Annotated in this window: 13 protein-coding genes and 2 pseudogenes; 8 read left to right on the top strand and 7 right to left on the bottom strand. The window is 61.1% G+C overall.

Going from position 1 to position 24,332, the window contains the following annotated elements; all coding sequences use genetic code 11:
- Window positions 1-19: 19 nt before the first annotated feature.
- Entirely contained in the window at window positions 20-844 is an 825-nt protein-coding gene (locus JOE31_RS04240; protein ID WP_209742287.1) for an alpha/beta fold hydrolase, read from the top strand.
- A gap of 115 nt (window positions 845-959) precedes the next feature.
- Here JOE31_RS04240 and JOE31_RS04235 read toward each other — a convergent pair whose 3' ends face one another.
- The 3 genes from JOE31_RS04235 to JOE31_RS04225 all read right to left on the bottom strand — a co-directional run bounded on the left by JOE31_RS04235 (window position 960) and on the right by JOE31_RS04225 (window position 7,508).
- Window positions 960-2,192 (bottom strand): trans-acting enoyl reductase family protein, encoded by a 1,233-nt coding sequence (locus tag JOE31_RS04235; protein WP_209742286.1) that lies wholly within the window; start codon window positions 2,190-2,192, stop codon window positions 960-962.
- 90 nt (window positions 2,193-2,282) lie between these two features.
- Window positions 2,283-5,933 (bottom strand): methionine synthase, encoded by a 3,651-nt coding sequence (gene metH, locus JOE31_RS04230; RefSeq protein WP_209742285.1) that lies wholly within the window; start codon window positions 5,931-5,933, stop codon window positions 2,283-2,285.
- Window positions 5,934-6,215: 282 nt separating this feature from the next.
- Window positions 6,216-7,508 carry a serine/threonine-protein kinase gene (locus JOE31_RS04225; RefSeq protein WP_209742284.1) on the bottom strand — a complete coding sequence of 431 codons (1,293 nt, stop codon included), beginning with the start codon at window positions 7,506-7,508 and terminating at the stop codon, window positions 6,216-6,218.
- 866 nt (window positions 7,509-8,374) lie between these two features.
- Here JOE31_RS04225 and JOE31_RS04220 point away from each other — a divergent pair.
- Window positions 8,375-10,423 (top strand): NB-ARC domain-containing protein, encoded by a 2,049-nt coding sequence (locus tag JOE31_RS04220; protein ID WP_209742283.1) that lies wholly within the window; start codon window positions 8,375-8,377, stop codon window positions 10,421-10,423.
- A 256-nt stretch (window positions 10,424-10,679) separates the two neighbouring features.
- On the opposite strand, the pseudogene JOE31_RS04215 reads toward JOE31_RS04220, so the two are convergent.
- Window positions 10,680-11,371: pseudogene (locus tag JOE31_RS04215) on the bottom strand (ABC transporter ATP-binding protein); the annotation flags it as partial.
- A 101-nt stretch (window positions 11,372-11,472) separates the two neighbouring features.
- Here JOE31_RS04215 and JOE31_RS04210 point away from each other — a divergent pair.
- Entirely contained in the window at window positions 11,473-13,248 is a 1,776-nt protein-coding gene (locus JOE31_RS04210; protein ID WP_209742282.1) for an AAA family ATPase, read from the top strand.
- 957 nt (window positions 13,249-14,205) lie between these two features.
- Window positions 14,206-14,664, top strand: coding sequence for a hypothetical protein (locus tag JOE31_RS04205; protein ID WP_209742281.1), 459 nt, complete (start codon window positions 14,206-14,208; stop codon window positions 14,662-14,664).
- A 51-nt stretch (window positions 14,665-14,715) separates the two neighbouring features.
- Here JOE31_RS04205 and JOE31_RS04200 read toward each other — a convergent pair.
- Together JOE31_RS04200 and JOE31_RS04195 are read right to left on the bottom strand one after the other, a co-directional pair.
- Window positions 14,716-15,606: pseudogene (locus tag JOE31_RS04200) on the bottom strand (ABC transporter ATP-binding protein); the annotation flags it as partial.
- Between the two features lie 69 nt (window positions 15,607-15,675).
- Window positions 15,676-17,232: an amino acid permease gene (locus JOE31_RS04195; protein WP_209742280.1), complete on the bottom strand. Its 1,557-nt coding sequence runs from the start codon at window positions 17,230-17,232 to the stop codon at window positions 15,676-15,678.
- Window positions 17,233-17,877: 645 nt separating this feature from the next.
- Here JOE31_RS04195 and JOE31_RS04190 point away from each other — a divergent pair.
- The gene (locus tag JOE31_RS04190) at window positions 17,878-19,281 is read left to right on the top strand and encodes a DUF6421 family protein (protein WP_209742279.1); all 1,404 of its coding nucleotides are present in this window, start codon (window positions 17,878-17,880) and stop codon (window positions 19,279-19,281) included.
- Window positions 19,278-20,036, top strand: a complete 759-nt coding sequence (locus tag JOE31_RS04185) for an SDR family NAD(P)-dependent oxidoreductase (RefSeq protein WP_209742278.1) — start codon at window positions 19,278-19,280, stop codon at window positions 20,034-20,036. Before JOE31_RS04190 ends, JOE31_RS04185 begins: the two co-directional genes overlap by 4 nt.
- 183 nt (window positions 20,037-20,219) lie before the next feature.
- Here the strand turns inward: JOE31_RS04185 and JOE31_RS04180 are convergent, their stop codons facing one another.
- Window positions 20,220-21,713, bottom strand: a complete 1,494-nt coding sequence (locus JOE31_RS04180) for a PucR family transcriptional regulator (RefSeq protein ID WP_209742277.1) — start codon at window positions 21,711-21,713, stop codon at window positions 20,220-20,222.
- Between the two features lie 176 nt (window positions 21,714-21,889).
- Here JOE31_RS04180 and speB point away from each other — a divergent pair, with 176 nt between their 5' ends.
- Both speB and JOE31_RS04170 read left to right on the top strand, forming a co-directional pair.
- Entirely contained in the window at window positions 21,890-22,888 is a 999-nt protein-coding gene (gene speB, locus JOE31_RS04175; RefSeq protein ID WP_209742276.1) for an agmatinase, read from the top strand.
- On the top strand, window positions 22,885-24,327 hold the full coding sequence (locus JOE31_RS04170) for a cytosine permease (RefSeq protein ID WP_209742275.1): 1,443 nt from the start codon (window positions 22,885-22,887) through the stop codon (window positions 24,325-24,327). The genes speB and JOE31_RS04170 overlap by 4 nt, the downstream gene beginning before the upstream one ends.
- Window positions 24,328-24,332: the final 5 nt, after the last annotated feature.

Genomic DNA, 24,332 nt, shown 5'->3' with positions numbered 1-24,332 from the left:
ATGTAGGGTCAGTGAGAATGTGAAAGAAGGAGTTGCTGCGGTAATAGGCCGGAACAATGTCACCATATCGGGCCGGGATGACGGGCCTGTGATGATGTTTGCCCACGGTTTCGGCTGCGATCAGGCTATGTGGCGGAAGCTGCTGCCCTATTTCGTTGATGATTACCGGCTGGTGCTTTTTGACCATGTTGGTGCAGGACACTCTGACATCAGCGCCTACGACTGGGAGAAGTACGGGTCCCTCAACGGGTACGCTTCGGACCTGCTGGAGATTTGCGCCGCTCTTGACCTTGAGGACGTCATCCTGGTGGGCCACAGTGTCAGCACGATGATCGCCGTGATCGCCGCTGTGCAGGACCCCAACCGTTTCTCCCGCCTGGTTCTGCTTGCTCCTTCGCCCCGTCATACGGATGACCCGTACGACGGATACGTGGGCGGCTTTTCGCGGGAAGACATCGAGGGCCTGCTGGCATCTCTGGACAGCGACTATTTCGCGTGGGCCGCGGCCTTGGCCCCCATGGTTATGGGCAACCCGCAGGAGCCTGAACTAGCGGAGGACCTGCGTGTCAGCTTCTGCCGGACAAATCCGACCATCGCACGGCACTTCGCCGGGGTAACTTTCTTTTCCGACACCCGCCCTGAACTGAAAAAGTTGCGCACCAGCTGCCTGATCCTGCAGTGCTCCGACGATCGGCTTGCCCCGCCGGAAGTGGGCGCCTACCTGCACAAGAATCTGGAACACAGCACCCTGGTGCAGCTCCAGGCCACCGGGCACTGCCCCCACGTCAGCGCCCCGGAGGAAACAGCCCGGGCGATTCTGCACTACCTCGACACCCGCTCCTGACAGGCGCCGCGGGCCCCTCCCCCGCCCGGTTTTGCAGCCTTCTTTCATCAAACACCCCCGCGGGTGCCCGGATAACAGGATTGCCCCGTTTTCAGGCGAGCTGCAGGATCCGGGTTCAGGCGAGTTTGGTTACCTGGTAAGTGTGGCCGGCCGCGCGGAGCCGCTGTATGAGCACGTTGCCGAGTGCCGTGGCCGGCGTCAGTGACCCTTTAGCGGTCGGCAGCCGGTCACCATCGAGGGCAAGGGCGAGTGCAGTCTCCCCTGCCATCACGGCGGTGGCGGCATAGCCGGGATCACCGGGGCCAGCAGCAATCGCCTGATAACGCCGGCCGTCCTCGGTGCGGGCGGTGACCTGGGAGTGGAACCAGCCCGCGCGCTGCATGCTGATGCTCGGACCCGCACCCGGTGCCGGAAGAAAGCGGTCGAGCACCTTCCGGGTGGGCGGTAACGCCATCGCGCCCGTGAATGCCCGGAGCCCGAGTGCCATTGCCCTGGCGATGACCGCTCCTGCCGGTCCGGGGGCCACCCCCATCACCTCGCCGTACTGAAGGGCGCGGCCGTAGGCCCAGCCCTGCAATGCGTTGCTGCGGCGCACTATCCGGGTGTTGAACGGAGCCATGATGAACGGCGCGGTCCAGGTGCCGTCAGCGGAACGGCGCACAGGACCGGCGTCAGGAGGCTGTGGTGTCGTCGGCTCCCGTGTGCGGTCGGGGCTCAAAGCGTAGGGGTCAGCGACTAATGACCGCAGGGCGGTGCTCGATCGCATCGCATCGAGCTGCCCGCGCATCGATTCGAGCGTGCCGCCGCTGATGCCGGCCTTGGCCGTAGCCACGAGTTGCACCTCGGCTAAACCGCCAGCATTATCGGATTCTGCCGCCTGATGAAGCAGCAGTACGGCGAGGTCGGACGGCACAGAGTCGTAGCCGCAGGAGTGCACGATCCTGGCCCCACTCGTCCTGGCCAGAGCGTCGTAGCGATCGATCGCCTCCCGGATGAAGGACACCTCACCGGCGAGGTCGGCGTAGTGGGTACCGGCCCGGGCGCAGGCCTCGACGACGGGCAGTCCGTGTTTCGCGTATGGACCGACGGTTGTGAAGAGCACGCGTGTGTTCGCAGCCAGGGCGGCGATTGAGTCCGCGTCCTCCGAGGCGGCTTCGATGAGGGCCCACCCGTGCGCCGCGGCCGGCAACTCCGCCCGAACCGCCTCAAGCCTGGACATGGACCGGCCCGCGAGCCCAACTCGGAAACCGGCCGGTGCATGCCCGGCAATGTAGGCGGCAATCAGTCTGCCAACGAAACCCGTCGCTCCGTAGATCACGAGGTCATGTTCCCGAGATGAGGTGTCCATGACTGCAGCCTTTCACAGCGGCCTTGCACTTAGCAGCTTTGGACCGGTTACCCCGGAGGCGCTGCGTCCCCGCCCCGATCCGGCTCCAACTCACACCTTGAAGTACTTCGCCTCCGGGTGGTGGAACACGAACGCGTCCGTGGACTGTTCGGGGTGCAGCATCAGCTCATCGCTCAGCACCACGCCCATCCGCTCGGGACGCAGCAGCTCCGTCACCTTGCGGCGGTCCTCCATGTCAGGGCAGGCGGGGTACCCCAGCGAGAAACGCGCGCCGCGGTAATCGAGCTTGAAGTACCCGGCCTTGTCCTTGGGCTCCTCGGCCGCGAAGCCCAGCTCGGAGCGGATGCGCGCATGCCAGAACTCCGCGAGCGCCTCGGTGAGCTGCATGACCAGGCCGTTGAGCTCGTAGTAGTCACGGTAGTGGTTCCCCTTGAACAGCTCGGACGTCACCTCGTCGATCTTCGAACCGGCGGTGACCAGCTGCACGGGCAGGACGTCCACCTGCCCCGATTCGCGCGAGCGCACGAAGTCGGCGAGGCAGAGGTGCCGGTCCCGGCGCTGGCGCGGGAAGTCGAAACGCAGCCGCTCGGTGCCGATCGGACCGCCTGAGCCACCATCGGGGGCGAGCAGGCCCGGGGTCCCGAGCACGCCGTCGTGATCCTCCCCGTGGTGCAGCACCACCACCTGTTCCCCTTCGGCGACCACCGGGAAATAGCCGTACGCGACCGACGCGTCGAGCATTCCCTCGGCGAGGATGCGGTCCAGCCAGTACCGCAGGCGCGGCCGGCCCTCGAGTTCCACCAGCTCCTCATAGGAGGCGCCGTCATCGCCGCGGCCGGGCTTGAGCCCCCACTGCCCCATGAACGTGGCGCGCTCATCGAGCAACGCCGCGTAGTCGTGGAGTGCCACGCCGCGCACAATGCGCGTGCCCCAGAACGGCGGCGCAGGAACAGCGTTGTCGGAGGCGACGTCGGACCGGCCGGGCATAGCTTCCGGTTCGGTCACCGTGAACTTCGGGCCTCCCTTGTGGATCCGCTTCTTCAGCGGCGGAAGGCCGACGGCGTCAGGATCGGCGCCGCGGGCCACCTGCACCAGGGGTTCCATGAGTGCCAGGCCCTCGAAGGCGTCCTTGGCATACCTGACTGTTCCTTCAAACTGCTCCGCCAGGTCCTGCTCCACGTAGGCGCGGGTCAGGGCTGCGCCGCCGAGAATAATCGGCCACTTCTTCGCAAGCCCCCGGGACTGCAGTTCCGCGAGGTTCTCCTTCATCACCACGGTGGACTTCACCAGCAGACCGGACATGCCGATCACGTCGGCGTCGTGCTCCTCGGCTGCTGCCATGATCTCGGCGATCCCCTGCTTGATGCCGATGTTGACCACTTTGTAGCCGTTGTTGGTGAGGATGATGTCCACCAGGTTCTTACCGATGTCGTGCACGTCGCCACGGACGGTGGCGATCACCATGGTGCCCTTGCCCGAGGAATCGGACTTCTCCATGTGCGGCTCGAGCAGGGCGACAGCGTTCTTCATCACCTCGGCGGACTGCAGCACGAAGGGCAGCTGCATCTCGCCGGCGCCGAAGCGCTCGCCCACAACCTTCATGCCCTCGAGCAACTGGTCGTTGATGATGCCGAGCGGGGTCATGCCCTCGGAGCGGGCGAGGTCCAGGTCCGCTTCCAGGCCCTTGCCTTCGCCGTCGATGATGCGCCGCTGCAGGCGTTCGCCCGTGGGAAGGGCGGCGAGTTCCGCGGCCCGCTGGTCCTTGAGCGCTGCAGTGTCGACGCCGGCGAAGAGGTCCAGCATGATGGCCAGGGGATCGTACGTGACGTTGCCGTCGGCGTCGTATTCGCGGCGGTCATAGACGAGGTCCAGGGCCACTTTGCGCTGGTCCTCCGGGAGGGAGGCGAGCGGCACGATCTTGGCGGCGTCGATGATGCCGCTGGACAGGCCCGCCTGCACGGCCTCGTGCAGGAACACGGAGTTCAGCACCACGCGCGCCGCCGGGTTGAGGCCGAAGGAGACGTTCGAGACGCCGAGGGTGGTGTTGATGCCGGGGTACTTGGTGGTGATCTGGCGGATGGCCTCGATGGTTTCGATGCCGTCGCGGCGGGTTTCTTCCTGGCCGGTGGCGACGGGGAAGGTCAGGGCGTCCACGATGATGTCCTCGACGCGCATGCCCCATTCGCCCACCAGGGCGTCGACGAGGCGGGAGGCGATAGCCACCTTGCCTTCGGTGGTGCGGGCCTGGCCCTGTTCGTCGATGGTCAGGGCGATCACGGCGGTGCCGTGTTCCTTCACCAGCGGCATGATGCGCGCGAAGCGGCTGTTCGGGCCGTCGCCGTCCTCGTAGTTGACGGAGTTGACCACCGGGCGGCCGCCGATGAGTTCGAGGCCGGCCTGCAGCACGGGTGGTTCGGTGGAGTCGATGACCAGCGGGAGGGTGGAGGCCGACGCGAAACGCGACACGATCTCCTTGATGTCGGCCACGCCGTCGCGCCCAACATAGTCGATGCAGACATCGAGCAGGTGCGCGCCAACGCGGACCTGTTCGCGGGCGATATCGACGCAGTCGTCCCAGCGCTCTTCCAGCATCGCCTGGCGGAACGCCTTCGAACCGTTCGCGTTGGTGCGCTCACCGATGGCGAGGTAGGCGGATTCCTGGTCGAACGGGACGTGGTGGTAGAGGGAAGCGATTCCGGCTTCACGCTCGGTGGGAACGCGGCCGCCGTCGGCACCCCACCCGCCGCTGGTGACGGCGGCGCTGGCGCGGAAGGGCGCAAGACGCTCGACGACGGCGGCCATGTGTTCCGGCGTCGTACCGCAGCAGCCGCCCACCAGGCCCAGGCCGAATTCGCGCACGAACTGCTCATGTGCGGTGGCGAGTTCGCTGGGTGAGAGCGGATAGTGCGCGCCGTTGGGGCCAAGCACCGGGAGGCCGGCGTTGGGCATGCAGGCGATGGCCACGGAGGACTGCTTGGAGAGGTGGCGCAGGTGCTCGCTCATCTCGTCCGGCCCGGTGGCGCAGTTCAGGCCGATGGCGTCGACGCCGAGCGGCTCGAGCGCGGTGAGCGCGGCGCCGATCTCGGATCCCATCAGCATGGTTCCGGTGGTTTCGACGGTCACCTCGACGAAGATGGGGAGCCGGATGCCGCGGGTCACGATGGCCTGCTTGCAGCCGTTGACGGCGGCTTTGGTCTGCAGGAGGTCCTGGCTGGTTTCGATGAGGAACGCGTCCGCGCCGCCGTCGATGAGGCCCTCGGCCTGCAGGGCGAAGGTCTGCTTGAGGTAGTCGTAGCTGGTGTGGCCCAAGCTGGGGAGCTTGGTGCCCGGCCCCATCGAGCCCAGGACCCAGCGCATGCGTCCGTCGGTTTCTTCTGCCGCTTCGGCGCGTTCGCGGGCGATCGCTGCGCCCTTCCGGGCGAGTTCCTCGATCCGGTCGTCGATGCCGTAGTCGGAGAGGTTGGACCAGTTGGCGCCGAAGGTATTGGTTTCCACCGCGTCGATTCCGGTGGCGAAGTACGCGTCATGGATGTCGGCGAGGACGTCAGGCCGCGTGTCGTTGAGGATCTCGTTGCAGCCTTCCAGCCCCAGGAAGTCGACCTCGAGGGACAGTTCCCGGCCCTGCAGCATAGTGCCCATGGCCCCGTCGGCAATGACGACCCGGTGGTTCACGGCGTCCAGCAGCGCCTGAGCGCGGACGGGACGGGGCACGGACTCAATATCAAGCGCAAAACGAGGCATCTAAACAGATTACGTGTGGGGGCTGGAACGTTGCGCTGTGTGTCCGTGTACTACGGCGGGGGGGGTGACACCTACGTAGGGCCTTCGGGCGGCCTGAATTACAGCCCCGACCGCATCTGTCTCCCGCCGGGGGCAAAGGCAAGTGGCCGGCGGCCCTGACGCCGGCCACGATGAAGCGGACGTAATTCGCGGAGGCGTCGAGCATCGGGCGACGACGGATCGAACATGCTACCGCCCATTAGCAGCGTCCTAAGATCAAAGTCTGACTCACTCGGACGCAGTTTAGGTCAACCATCGGCGGACAACATCGCTTTTAGGCGTTGTCCAACTGTCCGCAAGGTATCCAAGCAGATAGTGCTCAGCAGTGGATGCCTTCGCCGCCGCAATCATTACTTCTGCGTCGCTGGTATTTAGACCTTTGAACCAGGTAGCCGCTTCCTGACTCACCGGCCACTGATCACATGCCTCCAAAGCCTCGAAGAAGCCAATCGAGAGGCGCTCCGCCGCTTCGGCCCGGTTATGTCCCACGACAATCCGAAGAACACTGAGAAGCCACGAAAGTGGGGGGCGAAGGCCTTCCTGCCTCAGACCAGCCCTACCTTGCTCGTCTTGCAACATACCGCTTACTCGCTCCGCCACCTCAAGTAGGCCCTCAGCATCGACCAAGAACCACGAATTGAGATCCGCGCTGCTTAGACTCGGAAGTTCCGCAAGGAGCAATTCAGGGTTGTCGCTGTGGGTAACCAAGAAATTGCTTAGCGCATCGTAGCTAACCGGGGGCTTCATAAGCGCAGCAAATTGGCTACTTAACGGTCCCACATGGGAAACTATTTCACTTTCCATCGCGGCGACCATCAGGTCAATCGTGGAATACCGCCGAGTTGGCTCTGTTCGCGTGGCCCTGACAACAACCGAACGGAATCGACCGGCTGGACGTGGCACTGATGAAATGGACGGGAAAGAGCCTGTGAGGATCCAGGCGACGATAGCACCGAGGCTGTAGACATCAGCTGCGGAAGTGGCCATGTGAGCGTCGAGATGCAGCTCAGGCGCGGCCCATCCCGTCGTTCCCAACAGCCCGCCAGCCTGAGTTAACTGAGAAGTAGTGCTACCTGGAGTATTTCGAGCTATACCAAAATCGGACACAACCCATCTGCCTTCTCCATCGTCATCAAGCCAGAGAATGTTTTGTGGTTTAAGGTCGCGGTGCACTTGGCCTCGCCTATGAAATTCCCGCAGGGCATCAGCCACAACCCTTACCGTTTCGCAGGCTAATTCTTCTCGTGCCTCCACAGACAAGCTTGCGCTGGCCTTAGTGAGCTCACGAGTGGCGAGGGGCATCGTGTACCAGTCACCGTCGACGTCAGCTTCGAGGACCGGCATGACGCTAGGACCAGCCGCCACCCTCATAGCTTCCACTTCTCGTGAAAACCGTTTTTGGATAGCGGCCCCCACCCTGGCCATTTTCACAGCAGTTACCAGGCCGGACTGGAAATGCCTTCCTTTTATGACTACCGAAGAGGAAGTCGATCCAAGGATCTCGAGTGTTTCAAAATGATCAGCAGGTTTAGTCACATCTCTTCTTCCGGCAAGGCGAGTTCGATTCTGAGGAAAATCCTTAAAACCCCGAGGCTCCTCCTGCAAATACTATTGCAGTACGACTGACCGTCCGGACAATATAAAAAGCAGGGCTAGAAAGAGTGGTATAGCACAACAGAAGGTGAAACATCCCTCTGCCGCCTCACTTTGCCGCCCTACTGTGCTTACAGCTCGAGTCGTTCCTACCGCGATCAATCCAAACGGTCTTGGTACAACCGGTCTGAAGCATCTCCCACGGGGAAACGTGCCACGCGGAGGCGCGCTTGCCTCGATCGGCCCAAACTTTCTTGTACCTTCAGGTAACGCTGCCGAAACCTGCTCCGTGATCGGCAGCCAGAGACGAGGTAGAAATGCGCTTTAATGCGACTAGACTGACATGCTTTGCACTCATTTCCGCGGTCGAGGGCGATGCTCGCGAGCTAGTTCTGTGCGGCAACGAAAGGGCGCCATTCAAATGGCCCGACCAAGCGCGGGCGAATGCGACACGGCGGTACAGCCAAGCTGGCCAAAAGCCGGGCGCTATACCCGACGCAACCTTAGTAGAATACCTAGACTTTGCCGACTCATACGAGATTCTGCTGTCAAATGTCGCCGAGTTGGCCGTGGAAGTAAGTGACTCCCTTCGTCAAGTGCGCTCCTACATGACCCGGCTTGGTAGCATCCGAAATCGCGTCGCCCACTCACGTCCTATGGAGGTCGACGACGTCCCTACTCTTATGGATGTGTGCAAGGGTTTAACCCGCATTTCCGCTAGTGCATGGCCTACGACAGCGGAAACAATATCAAGGCTTGAGTCTGATCCCGCGCACGTCCTGGGTCTAACAATCAAGTTGCCTAGCGACGTGATTCCGCAACCCGCCCACAATCTCCCTGCGGCTGACTTTGATGAGACGGGCTTCTTCGGGCGCAGTCGCGAACTTCAGCGAATCAAAAAGGCAATACTTGGACCATGGCCAGTGATTTCCATTCTTGGGGATGGCGGTATCGGAAAAACTTCAATAGCTCTAAAAGCCGCATACGATCTTTTAGATGATACAAAATCAGGTTTTGAGGCGATCGTCTGGGTCAGTGCTAAAGCCACAACCCTAACCACTGGTGAAATTCGAAACATCAGTGGGGCAATTCAGGACTCCTTGGGACTCTTCGAAGCAGCAGCGGAAGAACTAGGCGCGCCAAAGGCCCATGCAGATGCAGTTTCTGAAGTACTCGAATATCTCGAAAACTTTCGCGTACTCCTCATCCTAGACAACCTTGAGACGGTGAACGATCAGCGCCTAAGGGATTTTCTCGTCGAACTTCCAAATGGCAGCAAGGTCCTAATAACAAGTCGAATTGGCCTTGGGATGGAAAATCCCGTGAAACTAGAGCCTTTGTCTAGCTCCGAATCGAAGAGCTTACTCAAAGCTCTGGCTTCGATTCGGAACGTTCGGCTCCTAAAATCAATGGACGATAATGTCCTTGAGTCACTCGTTGATAAACTTCAGGGCCATCCACTCTATATAAAGTGGCTGGTCGCCGGCGTCCAAGCGGGGCAAAGACCATCAGAGCTGGTAAATGACAACAGCCTTCTCTTGGACTTCTGCATGTCCAACGTCTATGACAAACTTAGCGAGCCCGCCAGGATGGTCCTTCAATGCATGCAAGTCATGCGTGGGGCACGCAGCCAGGGAGAACTGGCATACCTGACAGAACTTGCGGCCGATGAAATCCAGGTCAGATTACTCGAACTCATGACCACGAACTTCGTGGCGATGACCCAATCTCCTGACTCCACACTGGACGCAAGCTACGAGTCCGGCGACTTCGCAAGCCAGTATCTAGCACGACATGTCCCCGTTACTTCCAATTTCAGGGACCAAATCATGGCCCGCTCTAGATCGCTGGCATCACTTGGCGTCAGTCTGGCCGCATCTGGGAAGGCCAACGAGTTTGACCCCCGTTCCGTAGATGTCCGCGGTCACTACGATGTACCTGCGGCACGTTTATTGGTGGAGGCCCTGCGTCTATCCAACGTAGGTAGTGTTGATTCGGCAATTGCCTTATGTCGTGAAGCACAGACGCTTTCCCCCACCTATCCAGAGGCTTGGCGCGTTGAAGCCGTCATCCAAGCGAAAAGAGACGACCGAAATGCCACTGTTTCTGCATATGAGAGAGCGCTCGAACTGGGTGGAGATTCGAAAGTCACCGCCTACCACTTCGGCCGCTATCTTATAGGTCAAACTGGAGAAGTAAACAGGGGTTTGGCCGTACTACGTCAAGCGATTAGGACGGACCCTACGAGTCCGGAGATTCTGATTCAAATTGCCGAGGCGCACTTCTTGAACCAAGACTTTATGGAAGCTATGGACACATGCTCTAGCATTCTTGAACGGCAACAGACCAAAGACTTGACGCATAGTGCCCTGAATCTGGCCATGAAGGCAGCATCTGCTGGATCAGAAGCCAGTCATAAGACTGGGAAAATTGCACAAGGACTTGAGTTCATTGAGGCTGCTCTAAATCTTGCATCTTACGTCTCCGTGGATATTCTGGACCGCGAAATAACGGACGGTCTCGTACTCTTAGTGCCGACGGCACAAAAACTGGCGCGCATTTCTGAGGAAGACGAGTATCTAAGCCGACGGGCAGCGCACTACGTGCAACGACTGCAAACGGGTATTGAGGAACTCGATCCCCTCGCACTGTCGAGGGTTACTGGCCAAATAAGGTCTATCGATGTCGCGAGACGATTTGGCTTCGTACGCCATGGACGAACGTCGTACTTCTTTCATTATTCCGATCTCATCACAAAGAGTGACTGGCTGGATCTTCAGATTGGGGCGGAACTCGTATTCGAGACCTCAAATGGCCCCAAAGGGCCCAAGGCTTTGAACGTTAGGTTTGTTCGTTGAATAAACCTTGCGGCAAAAAGAGTCAGGTATGTTAACACAAATATCCGCAATTCGCCCTGAACTGCGACTTTCGTCGTCCAGAAAGGGTGAGCAACGGACCATTCCCTTTTGATGCGACTGCTTCATCCGCTGTGTTGGATTTTCTGAGCGATGGCCGTACCTCACGAGATAACTCAGAAGCATTAGTGGGTTGTCGCGTTCGATGATGATCGCCAATTGGTGGGGTTGACTAAACCTCCGCCACCGGAGGCTCGAACTACGCCGCATACAGCCTCGCGTACGTCCCGCCCGCGGCCAGAAGCGAAGCGTGCGTGCCCTTCTCCACGATCAGGCCGGCCTCCATCACCAGGATGAGGTCGGCGTCGCGGATGGTGGACAGGCGGTGCGCAATGACAAAGAAGTACGGTCGCTCCTCAAAGCACTCATCGCCTTCTGCACCAGCACCTCGGTCCGGGTGTCCACCGAAGACGTCGCCTCATCCAGGATCAAAACAGACGGCCTGGCCAGGAACGCCCGGGCAATCGTGAGCAACTGCTTCTCACCGGCCGACACATTCGAGCCCTCGTCCTCCAGCACGGTGTTGTACCCTTCGGGCAGCGAGTGCACGAACCGGTCAACATAAGTGGCCGTGGCCGCCTTCAGAATCTCGGATTCAGTAGCCCCAGGCCGCCCATACGCGATGTTGTCCCGGATGGTCCCGCCGAACAGCCACGTATCCTGCAGCACCATCCCCAGCCGCGAACGCAGCTCGCGTCGCGGCATAGAAGTGATGTCCACGCCGTCGAGCGTTATCCGCCCCGCATCCAGCTCGTAGAACCGCATCATCAGGTTCACCAGCGCGGTCTTCCCCGCACCCGTCGGGCCCACTATGGCCACGGTCTGCCCCGGCTCCGCCACAAGAGACAAAGATGAAATCAGCGGCTTGTCCGGCGAATACGAGAAAGACAGGCTCGCCCTCGTCGTACCCGCGATTCGCTTTGACTTAAAATACCCTTCTGCAGAGAATCTGAATGGCTCGCTGTATTTAAAACTTTAACGGTGAGGGACACATGCTAGATAATTGGGCCGGCTTCGGAGTAAGAGGCTACAGAAGCTTTGGTACTGAAGAACTGGCGTTCGTGGGCCCGATGGCCAAGGTCCACCTTGTTGTCGGTCGGAATAACGTCGGCAAATCGAACATTCTACATGCGATGCACGACGTGCTGCCCCTGTTTCGAAATGGCGGCCCCGTGCCATTGAGCGATATCTTTCCTCGCCGAGAGGATACCCCCATCCCCGGGAACCTCGATCATCCGACAATTGCGTTAGGACTAAGAAAGGGTGATGACCTCACCAAGGCGTTTCGCCTGGACGTAGAAGGAAACCCTCTAACCGAGGCATTTGCCAGCGAGGCATACACGCGCGGCTCGAAGGACGTTGTCTGGTTGGAGTTCAACTTGTTGGGAGCAAGTGGCAATTCCTCGTTGGGGATTTTTCCAAGCTTGGATCAATTCCGCCGATTCACGGATCAGGAGCCATCCGTTCAAACTAGCCACCTATCTGCACTGTCTTCGCAACTCACTCATGGCTCCAGTTCCGATCCGCAAACGAATCTAACAGCGATCTTCAGTCACGCGAAGCCATGGGACTTGATACCGGAAACTGCTTGGGTCGATGCCATTCGAGAACTGACGGCGACCGCCGACCAGAATGACCATGAGGCTGGCCTCCGGAACGGCCGCGGACTCATCCCTCACCTCGCCCGCCTCGCAAGGCCGACGATAGCAGACCGCAAAGTAGCCAAGGCGAAGTTCAGTGCACTGGAGGCGTTCGTACAGGACGTCCTCGAGGACCCGGAAGCGCAGCTCGAAGTACCAATGGATCAGGACACGATGCACGTCGCAACATCAAAGGGCGAGGCGATGGCGCTCGATTCCCTGGGTACGGGCATTAGCGAAGTGGTTATTTTGGCTGCAGTGGCGACCATCATCCAGGACAAACTCATTTGTATAGAAGAGCCAGAGATACATCTGCACCCGTCCCTACAACGGAAACTGATCTCTTATTTTCACCACCATACAAACAACCGCTATCTGATCTCCACGCACTCCGCTGCACTTTTGAATGCCGAAATTGCCACAATTTCTCACGTAACAAAGGAGGGAGACTTTAGCGCAGTTGCCCCGGTCGCTTCGGCAGCAACGCTCGCTCATGCGGTCTCGGATCTTGGAAACAAGGCTTCCGACTTGGTCCAGTCGAACTACCTCATCTGGGTGGAAGGCCCCTCAGATCGGATATATGTCAACCACTGGTTGTCGATTATCGATTCAAACCTCATCGAGGGAGCACACTATTCGATAATGTTCTATGGTGGTGCGCTCCTTAATCACCTGGCCGTGGACGATAAGGCAACGGATGAATTCGTCTCTCTTCTGAATATCAATCGTAACTTGGCCGTTCTCATCGACTACGACAAGAAGAGTGCCGGCGAGCTCGTAAACGCGACAAAACAACGAGTGATACAGGAAGTAGCGTCAATAGGGGCCCTTAGTTGGGTGACCGACGGGTACACCCTTGAGAACTACGCATTGCAGGAAGAGCTGGTCAAAGCAATCGCCGCGGAGTACCCTGACAAAGTTTACGAGGTTCCCAAGTCAAGGTACGAATCCCCCTTGGCTAAGACGTTCCAGGGTATGGAAACCAAGCCAAGCAAAATCACGACAGCGAGGGCAATGGTCAATCTGCAAAGTGGCAAGGACGCGTGGTATGAGGACCTCTGGCCCCACCTAGACAGACTCTCGAACGCGATCAGGTCAGCGAACGACTTACCCCCTCACAACGTGTGAGCCGTTGTGTAAAAGCAAGTCGTGAAGATTCGCCAGACTAGGCAGTTGACCTCCTATACAGGTCTATAGGGCTCGTGGTCAGCCGCGCACTCGATGTGTCTGTTATCTGTCTTCTCGAACGCGTGCTTGAACCTCCGCCACGGGAGCAGGTGTGCGTTCAGAAGCTCGTCAGGTCGCTCCCCAAACACGCATCGCCTTCTGGGCCTGCACCTCGGTGCGGGCGTCCAAGGAGTTCGTCGCCTCGTCCAGGATCAGCGCGGACGTCCAGGTATGCAGGCTCTTAGGCAATGCCCGCGTAATCGTCCGCGGCTACTTCTCCCTCCGCGAATACGTTGGCGCCCTCCGTCCAGCACGGTCGTACTCCTCGGGCAACGACCGCACGACTGGTCCATCTACGTGGCCCCCTCCCCCGCCTCCAGAATCTCGTCCACAGCAGGCGCAGGCGCCTTGGCTCTGCTAATTGTCCGAAACTCGACGGGGGTGGTCGTGTTGCTGCCGGATTAGGCCGGGGCTTAGGGGGTACTGGAGGTCGTACGATTTGATGTGGTCCACTCCGCCGTCTAGGGGGTTCCGTCCAGGACGGCTTCACGGGCGGGCGTCAGACATGTCCGGGTGGCCCAGCATCGGGCCCGGTGGCCGTGGCTGACGCGTCGGTGACGTAGGCGTGCAGCTTGGTGCAGCGGGCTTCGTCGCGGAACAGTTCGAGGGTTCTTCATTGCTACCGAATGAACTAAGGGGGGCCAACCTACACAGGGCGGCCGTGCAGCGCGTGGCGTCACCTCCAGCCAAAATCCTAGATATCACTTGCCCTGACCGTGGATACCTACCAACCAGTGCAACTACCTGTATCGAAGTCGCAAAGCCCCTCGCCTTCCGTTCGCTTGAGTAACGTGAGTCAAATTCACTAACCACCAGTTACGCTAAGGAGCGTTACAGATCGAACATTCGGGGAAATTCATGATGCACACGACCGACGGCAATAAAGTTTCCGATTTCAATGACAGCGAAAAGGTTCAGTTTTCCGATTCCGAGCTTACCGAACTGAAGCGGTTCGCCGTTGAGCGCACAGACGCCATGGCTAAACAGAATTCACGACCGAAACTAGCTGGCACCGAGATTGCAGCGCTATCCATTTTCTCTGGAGTGACAGCCATACTCTGGATTACCGTTCTAGCTCAATTCCTGACTCTAGGGAAGGTTGTGAACACATTCATCGGCACCGGCCTTATCGCCCTGGGTGGCCTTGGGCAGATATTTGCCGCTACCGATCCATTGCCACGTAAGGGCCGCCAGCGGAATTGGCGCCCTGCAGTTCACACGTTTTCAGGACTGGCAATAGCGATTGGTGGTTTATTTCTTTTCACCGATGCAATCAACGAAGCGTGGACGACAAACTGGGGTACAAAACTCAAGTAGGACTGTCATCGAGTATCCCAGCGGACGGCACTGCTCGTTTGGGCGGTCCCCTTATAGCTCCGCCACCGGAGCCGCGAACTGCGCCGCATACAACCGCGCATAGGCCCCGCCCGCCGCCAGCAACGACGAGTGTGTCCCCCTGCTCCACCATCTGCCCGGTCTCCATCACCAGGATGAGGTCGGCGTCGCGGATAGTGGACAGCCGGTGCGCGATCACAAAAGAAGTCCGGTCGGACCGCAGCGCGCATCGCCTTCTGCACCAGCACCTCGGTTCGGGTGTCCACCGAGGACGTCGCTTCGTCCAGTATCAGCACCGACGGCCGTGCAAGGAACACCCGGGCAATCGTCAGCAGCTGCTTCTCGCCTACGGAAACGTTGGACCCCTCGTCCTCCAGCATCGTGTCGTACCCCTCAGGCAGGGACCGCACGAACCGGTCCACATAAGTCGCCCGCGCCGCCTCCAGGATCTCGTCTTCGGTAGCCGAAGGCCGGCCGTACGCGATGTTGTCCCGGATGGTCCCGCCGAACAGCCACGTATCCTGCAGCACCATGCCCAGCCGCGAGGGCAGCAGCTCACGCCGCGGCACCGAGGTGACATCGACGCCGTCGAGCGTTATCCGCCCGGCGTCCAGCTCGTAGAACCGCATCACCAGGTTCACTAGCGTGGTGTTGGCGGCACCGGTCGGCCCCACAATCGCCACCGTCTGCCCCGGCTCGGCCACCAAGCGAAGAAATCAGCGGTTTTTCCGGCGAATACGAGACGGAAACAGATTCAAACACCAGCCGCCCCCACCCAGCCCCGTCTACAGAAACCCCGGACTGCAGCAGGTTGGCCTTGGACCCCAGCTGCGCCAGCGGCAAAGTGAACTGCCGCGAGTACTGGATGAACGCCTGCACGTCACCCAGCGGCATCGCCCGGGACGCCACCTGCAGCCCGCCCACCCGTTACGGACCTGAGGGAGGAGCGAAGCCGGGTGCTGTTCGCACCCGGCTTCCCTCTTTCTGGCCTAGTTACTGGGTGGCACCCCTAGGTTCGTTCTCGACGTCCTTAGGTGCCGTGAGATCCATCTCGAGCAGCGGCACTACTTTGGACTTGGTGATATAGCGGTGACCCAGCCATAGAACGATGAAGACTGGTAACCCGATGTAGGAGGAAAGCACCTCCACGGACCGTCCGGCAAGCACAGCCTCGTAGTTCTGTCCCGCGATGACCAGTATGAGCAGGGCGAAGGCCAGCAGCGGACCAATGGGGAACAGGGATGCTTTGTACGGCAGGTCGCTGACTTTGTTTCCCTGGGCCAGGAAGCCGCGCCGGAAACGGTAGTGGGAGACCGCGATTCCCGCCCAGACGATGAAGCCGCACAGGCCCGACATGTTCAGCAGCCAGGAGTAGGCCGCACCCTGCCCGACGATCGCGGAGAGGAACCCGAAGAGTCCCACGGCCGCCGTCGCGAGCAACGCCGCGATCGGAACACCACGCGCATTAGTTCGGCCGAGGACCTTCGGGGCCATGCCGTCATGGGCCATGGCGTAAAGCATCCGGGTGGAGGCATACAGTCCGGAGTTGCCCGCTGACAGGATTGCGGTCAGGATCACTGCGTTCATCAGGGCCGCCGCGAAGGCGATTCCGGCGCGGGAGAAGACCAGCGTAAAGGGCGATGAGGCAATATCGGACTCACCGGAGGCCAGCAGGCTCGGATCGGTGAACGGGATGAGGCAGCCGATGATAAAGATGGCGCCAATGTAGAAAAGCATGATGCGCCAGAAGACAGTGCGGATAGCCTTCGGCACCTCGCGGCGCGGGTTCTTCGCTTCGCCGGCGGCCACTCCTACGAGCTCGGTGCCCTGGAAGGAGAACCCGGCGACCATGAAGACCGAGATGATCGAGACCCAACCCCCGTGGAACACGTCATCGCGGTTTTCCCAGTTGCTCAGTCCCGGAGAGTTATCCCCGAGGATGCCGAAAATCATCAGGACGCCAGCGATCAGGAAGAGCACCACTGCGCTGACCTTGATCAGTGAGAGCCAGAACTCCGACTCACCAAAGGCCTTGGCCGAGAGGGCATTGAGCCCGGTCAGCACCAGCAGGAAGATCCCGGCCCACACCCATCCAGGGACCCCCGGGAACCAGAAGTCCATGATGATTCCGGCCGCCACCAGCTCTGCGGCCACCGTGATGGCCCAGTTGAACCAATAGTTCCAGCCGATCGCGAACCCAAAGGACGGGGAGACGAAACGGGTGGCAAAGGACTGGAACGAACCGGCAACCGGAATTTTGGCCGACATCTCGCCCAGTGACTGCATCAACAGGAATACCATCAGCCCGACCAGCGCGTAGCCGGCCAGCGCACCGCCGGGACCCGCCTGGGAAATGGTGCTGCCCGAGGCCACAAACAGGCCGGTACCGATCGCGCCGCCAATGGCGATCATCTGCAGGTGGCGGTGGTTTAGCCCGCGCTTGAGTTCGTTGGTGGATCCGCCGGAAGCGTGACCTGCCGCTGTCGCAAGGGAAGACCGCTCTGTTCCATCGGGCTTGATTTCTGTGAGAGTTCCGATCGGTGGTGTCATGCAGCACCACCCCGGGATATCGTTTCGGGCCGGGTCGGGTTCCCGGTGCCAATAGCGGCTCGACCAGTGCAGGCTTCTGCGACTGCCATGTCGAGCAGATAGGCCGCCATAGTCCGATCACTTCTTTGTGTGTGGGAGCCAAGTCCCATGGTGCCTCCGAAAAGGTAGCTGCGGTGAATTGGGGCCTCCCGAAGCCCTCGGGCCGGGAAGGACGGTGATCAAGCTAACACAGGCAAAGGAGGCGACTTTTGGCGTGGCGAATGTTGCACGTCCGACGGGTCAAGTCCTTACGCATAGGCGGTGGCAATCCAATCCGAGCCCAAGAGTTGCTGATTTGATCCTGCCCGGTGGCTAAGCAGCCCTGATGATCTGGTATGGCGCCTCGATAGGCGGCGAGCAGACAATGCCACTGAGGGCACAGGGTGCAGGAGCCGAACCACCACTGGTCCCAAGACCGCCGCTGCTTCATCGTGGTACGCCGTTTCTGGGATGTCTTACAAGCACCGACCCCAAGGTCAGGCACAGGCATTGCGCTCAAGAGCAGTCCCGGAGCAAAAGTATCTCTTATGCATATTGGAATAGTGCTTCACGGATGCTTACGCACTGCTAGCTTCTTCAGGAATCCCCTCAACGGAAGGAAAGAGCATGTCTGTAATCGCAATCCCTGAAATGACAGCCATCCGGGCAGAAGACCTCAAGACGCTCCCCGCATGGCAGGCTCTGAAGGCAGCCGTCGTCGGGCTGCAGCAGGTTCAAGTACAGGACGGTTCCGTTCCGGAACCTGCTGACCATGACCAGGCCCGCCAGAATGTCGGCATCATTACGGACTCAATCAACGATCTGCGCCACCACCTCCCCCACGACACCGACTACCTTGACCTGCTCGTGCAGGACTTCCAGCGGTGGTCGTCCGAGGGCTTCGTCGTACCGGATTTCCTCGACTCGTTGGTAGCCTTCCACCCCGAGCAGTGGCGCATCGACGGGCTGCCGCATCTGGTTCTGTTTCCCATGTACACGCAGAACGGCAGCACGAACCGCTACTTCGAGGCCGTCCTCATCGAGGTCATTTGGCCTTCATTCGTGGCTGACCTGGAGGCAACAAACTACTCCAACAAGCTGTTCGTCCCCATCAGCTTCATCGATTTCACGCCCGGCTATGACACGAACTCCGCCGTTCTGTTCCCCGAGAGCGTAGCGGTCCGGAGCACCCCGTCCTTCACGTGGGGAGGTATCTTCGCGGACCGCGAAGCTGCCCGGTTCCGTCGCGTCCTCAAAGCTGCTGCCGACATCACTTCCTTGGACCTGCCGGCTGACGCCGCGGAACTCATCGACGACCAGCACCTCACGGAGAAGACCTTCGTGATGTGGGATCTGATCCATGACCGGACCCACATGCGCGGTGACCTGCCCTTTGACCCGTTCATGATCAAGCAGCGGATGCCGTATTTCCTGTACTCCCTCGAGGAGCTGCGCTGCGACCTGACCGCGTTCCGCGAGTCCGTCATCATCGAGAAGGACGAGAACGCTTCGGAGGATGCGCGCAAGCACGCCAAGCTGGTCCAGTACGCCGTGATCTTCGACCGCATCTTCCGCTTCGCGATCACAGGGAACCGGGTCCGTAACTACGACGCCGTGGGCGGGCAACTGCTGTTCGCCTGGATGCACCAGCACCGGGTCCTGCACTGGACCGACGGGAAGCTGAGCATCGACTGGGCGGACGTCGCCGGCGTCGTCGTTGAACTGGGAGTCCGCATCGAGGAACTCTACTGGCGTTCCATCGACCGGCCGAAGACCGCACACTGGCTCGCTGCCTATGATCTCGTCTCGGAAACCCTCACCCCAAACCCCTCATCCGTGTGGGCCAAGGGACCCGATGCCCTTCCGCTGGACGGTCCGCCCAAGGGTCTGACGGACCAGATCCTGGACGACGAATTCCCCCTGTCGATGTTCTACGAAGCACTGGAGAAGAAGATGCGCCCCGTCATCGAATCAACTGCCGGGATCACCGGGCAGAGCCCTGTGAAGACTGAGGGCGAGGCGGGCGCATGAGCCAGGACCTCTCGGGGCGTACGGTCGTCGTCGCCGGTTCGACCAGCGCCGCAGGCCTCGCGGTAGTCCATGCCCTCTCGCAAGCAGGGGCACGCGTGGCCGCCGTGGACATCCTTCAGGACCGGGTGCAGGAGCTCGCGGCCGCGTACGACAACGTCACGGGCTATGCCTGCAACCTCGCGGACCTGCAAGCCGTTGAGGACTTGGCGGCGTCTGTCCGGAACGATCTGGGTCCCGTGGACGGACTGATCCATCTTGTCGGAGGGTGGCGGGGCGGTACCGGAATTACCGGTCAGACGGATGAAGACTGGGACTTCCTGCACACCAGCGTCCTCACCACATTGAGGAACACCAGCCGCGCTTTCTACGACGATTTGGCTGCCTCCCCTGCAGGCCGCCTGGCCGTCGTTTCCGCACAGTCCGCCGCCTCGCCGACAGCGGGCGGCGCCGCCTATGCCGCCGTCAAGTCCGCCGCCGAGGCATGGACCCTGGCCGTGGCCGACGGATTCCGGCACCTGCAGGGCGGAAATGGAAGCCCCCACTCCGCTCAGCACTCAGCCGCCCTGGTCTTCGTCGTCAAGGCTCTGGTCGATGACCGGATGCGCGCAGCCCAGCCGGAACGGAAATTTCCGGGCTACACCGACGTCAGTGTCCTTGCCGACGCTGTACAGCGAATCTTCGATCTGGAGGCAGAACAGATCAACGGGCAGCGCTTGCCCCTCACGGCCGGCCATCTCGTGGGCGTGCCGGCATAAGCCTCAGCGTTGATCCAAAGCAGGCGTCCCACAGGTACTGGCGAAGCGCCTGCACGACCCGGCACACCTGCAGCGGGCGCGGTCTCAAAAGACCGCGCCCGCTCCCCAACCCTCCGCCACCGGAGCCGCGAACTGCGCCTCGTACAACCGCGAATAACCCCCGCCCGGCGCCGTCGGGCGTAACTACCGCCGCATCGCCTCGTGAATCTGCAGCGCGAACCACAACTGTGCAAGCGTGGACGTTTCACCCATGTCCAACCCCGTCAGCTCACCGATTTTCCGTAGCCGGTAGATGATGGTTTGCCGGTGCGCGAACAGGGCAGCAGCAGTCTTTTGCCACGAACGCTGCGAGTCCAAATACGTCCTCAGCGTGACTATAAGATCGCCTTCCTGGCTCTGCTCGTATTCAAAAATCGGACCCAAAAGCCGACGGACCAGCGCGGTTCCTTCCTCGAAGCCGGTCAGCCCCAGCCACGACGGACCTTGCGCGTACCGGGCCAGCCCCAGCTTGTTGGCCCGGGCCGATCCCAGCGCCCAGAGGGACTCCTGCAATGCCCGTTGAATGCCGGCAACCGTCGTCGGGGCGCTGATGCCCATCGCGGCACTGGACCCGGCACAGTGCACCAGCACGTCGTCGGGGACATCCGCCGGCACCACAACGTGAAGCCTGTTGTTCCGCCTCAAGGAGGCCGCTGAAACTCCATGACGCCAAAGTTCAATGTGGACGTTAGCCAGCTGTTCGCCGTCGTCCGCCGAGATCGACGCGACCATAAAATCCTGCGCCGGGACGCCGAAAGCCGCTAACCGGCTTTCCATCTCCGCCGTCCCAAGCCGGCCTTCCATTGCCTGCAGCAGGAACTCACCCGCCAGCCGATGCTGCCCTTCCAGCGACAGAACAATGCGCGAAAGCTGGAGTCCCAGCACGGTTGCCGCATGCAAAAGTACGACGGCGTCCGGGTGCGGTTCGCTCCTGGGCAGCACCACGAGGAGCGCGTTGGCGTGGGTGGGGATGTCCATGGTCAACACGTGGCGGCCCCTGACCCGATGCCACTGGAAGTTCTTGCCCGCCAGGGACACCTGCCCGGAGAGCGGCGCCCACTCGTCCGCGAGGAACGCCGGCAGTGATTGCCCGTCGGGATGCCAGGGGTGAAGGCAGCGACGATCCACCACGAAGAGTTCAGCGTCCAGTTCCGTCGCCAATCTTTGGACGAGGCTCTGCCAATGGTCCTCGGAGGCCCCCGCCGTTCTGAGCAGATCGTAAACGCGGGCCGTCTGGCGCAGGCGGCGGGACTCTTCGAGCAGGGAAGATTCGGCAACCGAGCGGGCGATCGCGATGAACGGCAACGGGTAGGGGATGTTGATCAGGGGCAGCGGCAGCCGGTCGCAGGCGTCAAGGAACTCCGGAAGCAGCGGGGGCGCATGCATTTTCTCGCCGATGGCCAAGGCGCTGGCGCCCGAATCCATCAGGGCCTCTGCGAGCGCCACCTGCCCCGGGGCATCGGCGGGTATGGACAGGCCGTTGGTCATCATGAGTTCCCCGCCGGTGACCCATTCCCAGAGCCGGGGAAGGTCGGAGGTGTGGGCCCACGTGATGCGGTTGTCCCGCCCGGCCGCGCCGGCAATGAGGGTGAGCCCCAGCTGCGGTTCAGCCACGAGCTCGGCCACGGTGATTGCCATCGGATTCCGTCCTGGTTCCTTGATTCCCGGCCTGCTGGGGCGGTACTTAGACATTCGTCTAAGCGCCTCGGCCATTTGTAGTCAATGTAGCGCTATCCGCGGTGATCCGCGTCACCAACAATGGAATTACTTAGTTCCCGCTCAATGGCGAGCACCCCTCAACCCAAGGATCCGGCATGACAACGCACAAGCCCATCGGCCCTGTCGACGCAACCAAAGTCCCCCGGTATGCAGGCCTCGGCACCTTCGCCCGCCTCCCCCAAATTGACCGCGTCCCGGACTACGACATCGCAATTGTTGGTGTACCTTTCGACGGCGGAACCTCCTTCCGGCCCGGCGCCCGTTTCGGTCCTGCCGCGGTCCGCGAGGCCTCACGCCTCCTGCGCCCCGGCTACCACCCCGAGCTCGACGTAGAGCCCGTGTACGAAGCCCAGGTTGTGGATGCCGGCGACATTGCGTGCACTCCCTACGACATCACCCGGGCAGTCCGTGAAATCGAGGAGCAGGCGTTGCCCCTGATCAGGGAGGACAAGCGGCTCATCTCCATCGGCGGCGACCACACCATCGCGCTGCCCATGCTGCGGGCCCTGAACAAGGTCCACGGTCCGGTGGCTTTGCTGCACTTCGACGCCCATTTGGACACCTGGGACACGTACTTTGATCAGCCGGTCACGCATGGAACCATCTTCCGGCGGGCATTTGAAGAAGGCCTGCTTGTGGAGGACAAGTCCATGCATGTGGGCATCCGCGGACCGGTCTATGACCGCAACGATTTCCTCCGCGACCACGAATTCGGATTCCAGATCATCCGCTGCTCGGACCTGGACGTCATCGGTGTTCCGGCGGCCATCGCCCAGGTGAAGGACCGGCTCGGCGACACCCCGGTGTACGTCTCCATCGACATCGACGTCCTGGATCCCGCCTTCGCACCCGGCACGGGCACCCCGGAGATGGGCGGGCTCCATTCCCGTGAGCTCCTTGCCCTGCTCCGCGGACTGAACGGCATCAATATTGTGGGCGCCGACGTCGTGGAGGTCGCACCGGCCTACGACCATGCGGACATCACCACCCTCGCCGCGGCCACCCTGGTCTTCGACCTTCTCGGGCTCATGGTTAACCGCAGCAAGGCCACCCCTGTCCGTGAACTTCAAGAAGCCACGTGGACCGCATCATGAGCACTGACACTCCGGCAACAGAAGTACCGCGGCTCGAAGATAAGACCATCCAGCCCATCCCGGCCAACGAACGCCACGGCAAAGCCAGGGACCTCTTCACCATCTGGTTCGGCTCCAACATCATGATCATGACCATCGTGACCGGCGGACTCGCCACCACAGTGTTCGGCCTCGGCTTTGTGCCGGCGATCGTGGGCATCATCATCGGCAACGTTGTGGGCGGCATCTTCATGGCGCTGCACTCCGCCCAGGGCCCGCAACTGGGCGTGGCACAGATGATCCAGACGCGCGGCCAGTTCGGCTCCTTCGGTGCGTTGTTGATCGTGGTCATCGTGGTGGTCATGTACGTCGGCTTCTTCGCCGCGAACCTCGTGTTCGGTGGCGAAGCAATGGCCGCAGTCAGCCCGGGCATCAGCGTTGACGCGGGCATCATCATTATCGGCGTCGTCAGCGTTATCGCCACGATTTTCGGTTACAGGCTCATCCACGCGTATGCACGCTTCCTGAGCGTCGCCGCCGGTTTGGCCTTGCTGCTGGCCTTCGGCTGGATCCTCGTGGTCCACGGCCTGCCGGCCAGCTTCCTGGAGCAAGGCAACTTCAACTGGGTTGGCTTCATGGGGACCATCTCCGTCTCCGCCCTGTGGCAGTTGGCCTACGCACCCTACGTCTCCGACTACTCCCGCTACATGCCGCAAGGCACAGGATCCGGCCCTGCGTTCTGGGCCTCGTATTCAGGCTGCGTCCTGGGCACTCTGTTCCCCATGATCCTTGGCGCGCTGGTAGGAACGCTCGCCATGACCGTGAGCGCCGGCGACGCGGAGATCGTCGGCAGCCTGGGCGCGTTGCTCCAGCCGTGGACCCTGATCATCGTCGGCATCTTCTGTCTGGGCGTCGCGGCGTCGAACGCCATGAACCTGTATTGCGGTGTTCTTTGTACCCTCACCATCGGGCAGACGTTCAAGCCGACGTGGTTGCCGCGCGCCAAGACCCGCAGCATCGCTGCAGTCATCCTCTTCGTTCTCGCCGTCAGCATCGCCCTGTTTGCCCGCGACAATTTCATCCTCTTCTACACCAACTTCCTGTCCTTCCTGATGTACGTGCTGGTTCCCTGGACGGCCATCAACCTGGTGGACTATTACCTTCTCCGGCATGGCGACTACCGGGTGGAAGACTTCTTCAAGCGCGACGGCGGTGTGTACGGGCGGTTCAATTGGGTCGCCATCGGCTCCTACGTAGCAGGCGCCCTGATCCAGGTCCCGTTCTCGGCAACCGCGATCTACACAGGCCCGCTGGCCGCCGCGATGGGCGGCGTGGACATCTCCTGGATCGTCGGGCTGGTAGTGGTTGCTCCCCTCTACTACGTCGCTGCCCGCGTATTCCGTCAAAAGACGGAACCCGCCGCCTTTCCTTCCCCTGCACTCACCCCAGACCTCATCTGAAAGCG

Source organism: Arthrobacter sp. PvP023 (assembly GCF_017832975.1).
GTDB lineage: Bacteria > Actinomycetota > Actinomycetes > Actinomycetales > Micrococcaceae > Arthrobacter.
Note: the sequence above shows the minus strand (reverse complement) of the source record. Positions and strands in the feature narration are given on the sequence as shown.